5 protein-coding genes are annotated in these 7425 nt (G+C 72.9%); 2 read left to right on the forward strand and 3 right to left on the reverse strand.

The features are described from left to right. Positions 1-180: 180 nt before the first annotated feature. From AC07DA_RS08980 to AC07DA_RS08990, 3 genes are read right to left on the reverse strand one after another with little or no spacing between them, the layout of a single operon-like run. Positions 181-2568 (reverse strand): xanthine dehydrogenase family protein molybdopterin-binding subunit, encoded by a 2388-nt coding sequence (locus tag AC07DA_RS08980; RefSeq protein ID WP_479125952.1) that lies wholly within the window; start codon positions 2566-2568, stop codon positions 181-183. Between the two features lie 2 nt (positions 2569-2570). Next, positions 2571-3152 carry a (2Fe-2S)-binding protein gene (locus AC07DA_RS08985; protein ID WP_479125954.1) on the reverse strand — a complete coding sequence of 194 codons (582 nt, stop codon included), beginning with the start codon at positions 3150-3152 and terminating at the stop codon, positions 2571-2573. Beyond that, entirely contained in the window at positions 3152-4042 is an 891-nt protein-coding gene (locus AC07DA_RS08990) for an FAD binding domain-containing protein (protein WP_479125955.1), read from the reverse strand. Before AC07DA_RS08990 ends, AC07DA_RS08985 begins: the two co-directional genes overlap by 1 nt. 378 nt (positions 4043-4420) lie before the next feature. Here AC07DA_RS08990 and AC07DA_RS08995 point away from each other — a divergent pair, with 378 nt between their 5' ends. Continuing rightward, positions 4421-6124 (forward strand): PucR family transcriptional regulator, encoded by a 1704-nt coding sequence (locus AC07DA_RS08995; RefSeq protein WP_479125956.1) that lies wholly within the window; start codon positions 4421-4423, stop codon positions 6122-6124. Between the two features lie 165 nt (positions 6125-6289). After that, on the forward strand, positions 6290-7054 hold the full coding sequence (locus AC07DA_RS09000; protein WP_479125958.1) for a hypothetical protein: 765 nt from the start codon (positions 6290-6292) through the stop codon (positions 7052-7054). The last annotated feature ends 371 nt before the right edge of the window (positions 7055-7425 follow it).

Here is a 7425-nt window from a genome sequence, read left to right on the forward strand (position 1 = left end):
AGGGGCACCCGCGGCTCGTCGGAACGACGTGCGGGATTTGGGAAGGTGCTTCGGCCGCACGACCCGGGGGACGGCCCGAGACGAACGATCAGTCGGTTTCCGGGGACCGCGAGCGGTGTGGTGCCCGGTCCTCCGGGCGGCGCGGAAGTGTGACGTTCCGGTGCGCCGCCCGGAGAGCTTTCACGCGGTGCCGGTCAGGTGCTCGGGGCGGACCGGCGTCCTGTTCAGCTCCAGCCCGGTCGCCGCGCGGATCGCCGCGAGCACGGCCGGGGTGGACGACAGGGTGGGTGCCTCGCCGATGCCCCGCAGCCCGTACGGGGCGTGGTCGTCGGCGAGTTCGAGCACGTCGACGGGGATGGTCGGCGTGTCGAGGATGGTGGGGATCAGGTAGTCGGTGAAGGAGGGGTTCTTGACCTTCGCCGTCTTCGGGTCGACGACGATCTCCTCCATGACCGCCACGCCCAGGCCCTGGGTCGTGCCGCCCTGGATCTGGCCGACGACGGAGAGCGGGTTGAGCGCCTTGCCGACGTCCTGGGCGCAGGCCAGCTCGATCACCTTCACCAGGCCGAGTTCGGTGTCGACCTCGACGACGGCCCGGTGCGCGGCGAAGGAGTACTGCACGTGCCCGTTGCCCTGGCCGGTGCGCAGGTCGAACGGCTCGGTCGGCCGGTGCCGCCACTCCGCCTCGACCTCCACGACCTCGCCCTGGAGGACGTCGGCCAGGTCGCCGAGGACCTCGCCGCCGTCGGTGACGACCTTGCCGCCCTCCAGGAGCAGTTCGGCCGTCGCCCAGGCCGGGTGGTAGGAGCCGAACGTGCGGCGGCCGATCTCCAGGACCTTCTCCCGGACGAGTTCGCAGGCGTTCTTCACCGCGCCGCCGGTGACGTACGTCTGCCGCGAGGCCGACGTCGAACCGGCGCTGCCGACCTGGGTGTCGGCCGGGTGGATGGTCACCTGCGTGACGCCGAGCTCGGTGCGGGCGATCTGCGCGTGGACGGTGACCCCGCCCTGCCCGACCTCCGCCATGGCGGTGTGGACGGTGGCCACCGGTTCGCCGTTGAGGACCTCCATGCGGACCTTGGCGGTGGAGTAGTCGTCGAACCCCTCGGAGAAGCCGACGTTCTTGATGCCGACCGCGTAGCCGACCCCGCGCACGACGCCTTCCCCGTGCGTGGTGTTGGACAGGCCGCCCGGCAGCTGCCGTACGTCGGCGCCCTCGCTGGACTCCCACTGGCGCTCCGGCGGCATCGGCATCGCCTTGACGCGGCGCAGCAGTTCGGCGACCGGGGCCGGGGAGTCGACCGGCTGGCCGGTGGGCATGAGCGTGCCCTGCTCCATGGCGTTGAGCTGCCGGAACTCCACCGGGTCCATGCCGAGTTTCGCCGCGAGCTTGTCCATCTGCGCCTCGTAGGCGAAGCACGCCTGGACCGCGCCGAAGCCGCGCATGGCGCCGCAGGGCGGGTTGTTGGTGTAGAGGGCGATGGCCTCGATGTCGACGTGGTCGATCACGTACGGGCCGGCGGACAGGGAGGAGGCGTTGCCGACGACCGCCGGGGAGGCGGAGGCGTAGGCGCCGCCGTCCAGGACGATGCGGCACTTCATGTGCGTGAGCTTGCCGTCCCTGGTGGCGCCGTGCTCGTAGTACAGCTTCGCGGGGTGGCGGTGGACGTGCCCGAAGAACGACTCGAAACGGTTGTAGACGATCTTGACGGGTTTGCCGGTGCGCAGCGCCAGCAGGCAGGCGTGGATCTGCATGGACAGGTCCTCGCGGCCGCCGAACGCGCCGCCGACGCCGGACAGCGTCATGCGTACCTTGTCCTCGGGCAGGCCGAGCACGGGCGCGATCTGGCGCAGGTCGCTGTGCAGCCACTGGGTGGCGATGTAGAGGTGGACGCCGCCGTCCTCCTCCGGCACGGCGAGGCCGGACTCGGGGCCGAGGAAGGCCTGGTCCTGCATGCCGAAGGTGTACTCGCCCTCGACGATCACGTCGGCCCGCTCGCGCGCCTCCTCCACGTTGCCGCGCACGATCGGCTGGCGGTGCACGATGTTGGGGTGCGGGACGTGGCCGGCGTGGTGGTCGTCGCGGTTGTCGTGGACGAGGATCGCGTCGGGGGCGGTGGCGGAGGCCTCGTCGGTGACGACGGGCAGCTCCCGGTACTCGACCTTGATCTTCGCGGCGGCCCGGCGCGCGGTCTCCGGGTGGTCTGCGGCGACGAGGGCGACCGGCTCGCCGTGGTGGCGGACCTTGCCGTGGGCGAGGACCGGGGTGTCCTGGATCTCCAGGCCGTAGTTCTTCACGTCGGTCGGCAGGTCGTCGTACGTCAGCACGGCGTACACGCCCGGCGTCGCCAGCGCCTCGCCCGTGTCGATGGAGACGATCTCGGCGTGCGCGACGGTGGAGCGGAGGATCTGGCCCCACAGCATGTCCTCGTGCCACATGTCGGACGAGTACGCGAACTCGCCGGTGACCTTGAGGGTGCCGTCCGGGCGGAGCGTGGACTCTCCGATGCCGCCCCTGGTCTGCGAGCCCTGGGTGATCTTGGTGGGGGTTCCGTTGGGGGAAGACACGCTCAGACCGCCTCTGACTGCCGGGCGGCCGCCAGGCGGACCGCGTCCATGATCTTCTCGTAGCCGGTGCAGCGGCACAGGTTGCCCGACAGGGCCTCGCGGATGTCCGCGTCGGTCGGGTTGGGGTTGCGCTCCAGCATCTCGTCGGCGGCGACCAGCAGACCGGGCGTGCAGAAGCCGCACTGCACCGCGCCGGCGTCGATGAACGCCTGCTGGATCGGGGAGAGTGCGGTGCCCTCGCCGGTCTGCGAGTCGGTGCCCCTGGCCTGCCACCCCTGGGCGTCCTGCAGCGAGGTGCCGCACGCCCCGGAGGCACAGCCGCCCTCGGCGCGCTGCCTGGCGTACTCGGCGAGGCCCTCGACGGTGACGACCTCGCGGCCCTCCACCTGCCCGGCGGCGACCAGGCACGAGCACACCGGCACGCCGTCCAGGCGGACGGTGCACGAACCGCACTCGCCCTGCTCGCAGGCGTTCTTGGAACCGGGCAGCCCGAGCCGCTCCCGGAGCACGTACAGCAGGGACTCGCCCTCCCACACGTCGTCGGCTTCCTGCGGACGGCCGTTGACCGTGAAGTTGACGCGCATTACGCAGCTCCCTCCGAAGCGCGGCGGGCGCCGCGGTAGGACTCCCACGTCCAGGTCAGCGTGCGGCGCGCCATGACGCCGACCGCGTGGCGGCGGTAGCTCGCCGTGCCCCGGACGTCGTCGATCGGGTTGCAGGCGGCGGAGCACAGGTCCGCGAACTGCTTGGCGACCGACGGGGTGATGATCTTGCCGTTGTCCCAGAAGCCGCCCTCTTCCAGCGCGGCGTTCAGGAACTCCTCGGCGGCCTTGGCCCGCACGGGCGTCGGGGCGGCGGAGCCGATGCCGGTGCGCACGGTCCGCGTCGCGGGGTGCAGCGCGAGCCCGAAGGCGCACACGGCGATGACCATGGCGTTGCGGGTGCCGACCTTGGAGAACTGCTGGGGCCCCTCGGCCTTCTTGATGTGCACGGCGCGGATGAGCTCGTCGGGCTGGAGCGCGTTGCGCTTCACGCCCGTGTAAAACGCGTCGATCGGGATGCGGCGCGAACCGCGCACCGACTCGACCTCGACCTCGGCGCCCGCGGCGAGCAGGGCGGGGTGGGCGTCGCCGGCCGGGGACGCGGTGCCGAGGTTGCCGCCGACGCCGCCGCGGTTGCGGATCTGCGGGGAGGCGACCGTGTGCGAGGCGAGAGCCAGCCCCGGCAGCTCGGCGCGGAGGTTCTCCATGATCCTCGTGTACGGCACGGAGGCACCGAGCCGCACGCTCTCCTCGCCGACCTCCCACTCGGAGAGGTCGCCGATGCGGTTCAGGTCCATGAGGTACTCGGGCCTGCGGTGGTCGAAGTTGATCTCGACCATCACGTCGGTGCCACCCGCAATCGGCACAGCGGTGGGGTGCTCGGCTTTCGCGGCGAGCGCCTCCTCCCAGCTGGCGGGGCGAAGGAAGTCCATGACCGGCTCTCTTCTTCGTCTTCTCGTGGGGCGTCCAGATTGAGCCAATCCGTGTGCGGCGGTCCCGGCTCGTTCATGTGCTGTTAACGCGTCGTGGCCTCAGTACACAGCGCGGTACTCCGACGGGGTCAGTCACGGAAACCATGAAGGAGTTGGCTGGCCAGGAGAGGCATCTTGTAGATTCGTATGAACGGAGGCCATCGGAAACCTCCTCGTTTCCCTGTGGAAACGCGCGACACAGCCGCGTGACCTGGGACACAGCCGGGACGCGGTCCGGAGACGGCGAGCGCCGCTCACCAGCCCGCCGAACCGCCCTTCCCTCCGTACCCCCACCAAGATCCACCATAGATTTCGAGACAAAGAACGGCGGCGACGAGAATGCGGCTGCGCGCACTGCTGGACACGGACGCGCTGGGCCTCAAGCTGCTCGGCGGCGAGGACGAGCTGGACCGCGCCGTGCGCGGCGTGATGACCACCGACCTGCGCGACCCGAGCCGCTACCTCTCGGGCGGCGAGCTGGTGCTCACGGGCCTGGCCTGGCGCCGGGACGCCGCGGACTCGGAGCCGTTCGTGCGCATCCTCGTGCAGGCCGGGGTGGCGGCCCTGGCCGCGGGCGAGGCCGAGCTGGGCGACGTGCCGGAGGACCTGGTGGCGGCCTGCGCCCGCCACCGCCTGCCGCTCTTCGCGGTGCACGAGTCGGTGGCCTTCGCGACGATCACCGAGCACGTCGTGCGGCAGGTCTCCGGCGAGCGCGCGGGAGACCTCGCGGCGGTGGTCGACCGCCACCGCCGGATGATGACGTCGGGCCCGGCGGGCGGTGGCCCGGACGTGGTCCTGGACCTGCTCGGCTCGGACCTCGACCTGCGGGCCTGGGTCCTGTCCCCGACCGGCCGCCTCATCGCCGGCTCCAAGGCCGCGGGCCCGGCCCTGCCCGCCGAGACCTGCGCCCGGCTCGCGGCGGAGCACCTGTCCGCCACCCGCACCGGCCGCCGCGCCCCCCACCGCGCCGTCCTGGGCTCCACCACCTACTCGCTCTTCCCGATCCGCTCCACGGGCCGTTCCCCGCAGGGCACCCCGGACGTCCGGGAGACCGTGCTGTCCGACTGGCTGCTGGCGGTCGAGGCGGACGCCGGGGACTGGGCCGCGGAGCGCCTGGACCTGCTGTACGGCGTCACGCAGCTGATCGCCGTCGAACGCGACCGCCGGGACGCGGCCCGTACGGTCCGCCGCCGTCTCGCCCAGGAGGTCCTGGAGCTGGTCCAGACGGGCGCGGCCCCCGCCGAGATCGCCGCCCGGCTGCGCGTGGCCGCTCCCGTGCTGCTGCCCGGCCTCGGCGCCGCGCCGCACTGGCAGGTCGTCGTGGCCCGCGTCGAGTGGGACGGCGCCGAGACCGGGACGGGCCCGGTCGCGCAGTCCCTCCTGGAGGAGATCCTCGTCGACTCTCCCCCGGGCGCTTCGAGCGGGGAGTACCCCCAGTCCGCCGGCCCGGAGCACGCCGACCGCATCGCGGTCGCGCACACGGGCGACGAGGCCATAGCCCTGGTCCCGCTCCCGGCCGTCTCGGCGGAGCACGACGGTTCGGAGACCGGCGTCCTCGCGGACGCGCTGCTGGAGTCCGTACGCTCGCCCCTCACGGCCGGTCTGGACGACGACGGCCGCCTCACCCTCGGTGTCAGCGCGGCCGTGCACTCGGCGGAGGGCCTGCGCGGCGCGCTGGAGGAGGCCCGCCACGCCCGCCGCGTCGCCGCGGCCCGCCCGGGCCGGGTCTGCGCGGCGGGCCACCAGGAACTCGCCTCGCACGTCCTGCTGCTGCCGTTCGTCCCTGACGACGTCCGCCGCGCGTTCACGGCCCGCCTGCTGGACCCCCTGCGCGACTACGACCGCCGCCACCGCGCCGAGCTGATCCCGACACTGGAGGCCTTCCTCGACTGCGACGGCTCCTGGACCCGCTGCGCCACCCGCCTGCACCTGCACGTCAACACGCTGCGCTACCGGGTGGGACGCATCGAGCAGTTGACGAGCCGTGACCTGTCGCGGCTGGAGGACAAGCTGGACTTCTTCCTGGCGCTGCGGATGAGCTGAGAACACGGGGTGTCCCGGCCCAAACCCGGGACACCCCGGAGTCCCACGACTTTGTGAAATCCTTCACCCACCCTCTTGGCCCGGCCCCGCGATTCGTGCTGAGATGCCGCCACCACTCAACAGCTCGATGGCGTGCTCGGGGAGGGCAACGTGGCGCATACCGCCATGTCTGGTAACGGAACGACCGCTGGTGACGATCCCCTCCAGACCGCGGTATGGCGGCTGCGCTCCCGCGGGTGCTGGGCCGACGCGGCCGCGCTGCTGCTGCCCGCCACCCCGGCGGCGGCGCTGCAACGCGCGTCGCTGCTGGTCGAACGGTGTCTGTACACCGAGGAGGGCTGGGAGGAGGCCGAGGACGCGCTGCGCACGGCCGAGGCCGTGGCCCACAGCGACGACGAACGCGGCGCCGCCGCTTGTGAACGCGGGTACTTGGCCTACGCCGCGACCCTGCTGGCGGTCCGGGACCGGGCCGACGAGGCGCGCGCCGCGCTGGGCCGGGCGGCGGCGCTGATCCCTCCGGGGGCTCCGGCGCGCGCCCTGCTGGACTTCCGTCGCGGCCTCCTGGCGGAGAACCTGACGAGCTCCCCCCAGGCCGCGCGGGCCGCGTACCGCCGCGCCCACGCCGGCGCGACGGCCCACGCCGACCCGCTGCTGCTCTCCTTCACCTGGCGCCACCTCGCCGGACTCGCGCTGCGCGACGGCGAGTTGGCCGAGGCCCGGCACGGCTTCGCCGAGTCCCTGCGCATCCGTGAGGAACTGGGCTACCTGGTCGGCACGGCCCCGGCGCTGGTGTCCCTCGCCGACACGGAGACGGAACCGGAGGCGTCCCGGCTGCGGGAGGAGGCACGACGGCTGTACCGCCTGCTCGGCGGCGTGCCGACCTGGCTGGCCCGCCGCCTGACACCGGCACCCCCGGCGGCCACGGCTTGACGCCGACCGGACGGTGCGGCTGAGCCCGGGCGGACCCACGGCCGACGGCAATCGCCCCACCGGGACGGGCGGCCGCCACGAGTCACCGCCCGCACCCACGACGCACCCGCCGGCCGCCGACGCACGGAAGGAGCCGTGCCGGGGAGTCTCCGCGGTTGGCGCGTCAACGCACAGTCAGCCGCCACGCAACCCCAGCACGCCGATCCGACGATGGCGGCCGCCCGCCAAACCGCGGCCGCCACGAGTCACCGCCCGCACCCACGACGCACCCGCAGCCGCCGACGCACGGAAGGAGCCGTGCCGGGGAGTCTCCGCGGTTGGCGCGTCAACGCACAGTCAGCCGCCACGCAACCCCAGCACGCCGATCCGAC

This window comes from Streptomyces sp. NPDC044921, from assembly GCF_056432865.1.

Excerpts from the sequence above, each read along its gene's own strand:
- AC07DA_RS08985 (WP_479125954.1), bottom strand. The coding sequence starts at position 3,152 with ATGCGCGTCAACTTCACGGTCAACGGCCGTCCGCAGGAAGCCGACGAC.
- AC07DA_RS08995 (WP_479125956.1), top strand. The coding sequence starts at position 4,421 with ATGCGGCTGCGCGCACTGCTGGACACGGACGCGCTGGGCCTCAAGCTG.
- AC07DA_RS08990 (WP_479125955.1), bottom strand. The coding sequence starts at position 4,042 with ATGGACTTCCTTCGCCCCGCCAGCTGGGAGGAGGCGCTCGCCGCGAAA.
- AC07DA_RS09000 (WP_479125958.1), top strand. The coding sequence starts at position 6,290 with ATGTCTGGTAACGGAACGACCGCTGGTGACGATCCCCTCCAGACCGCG.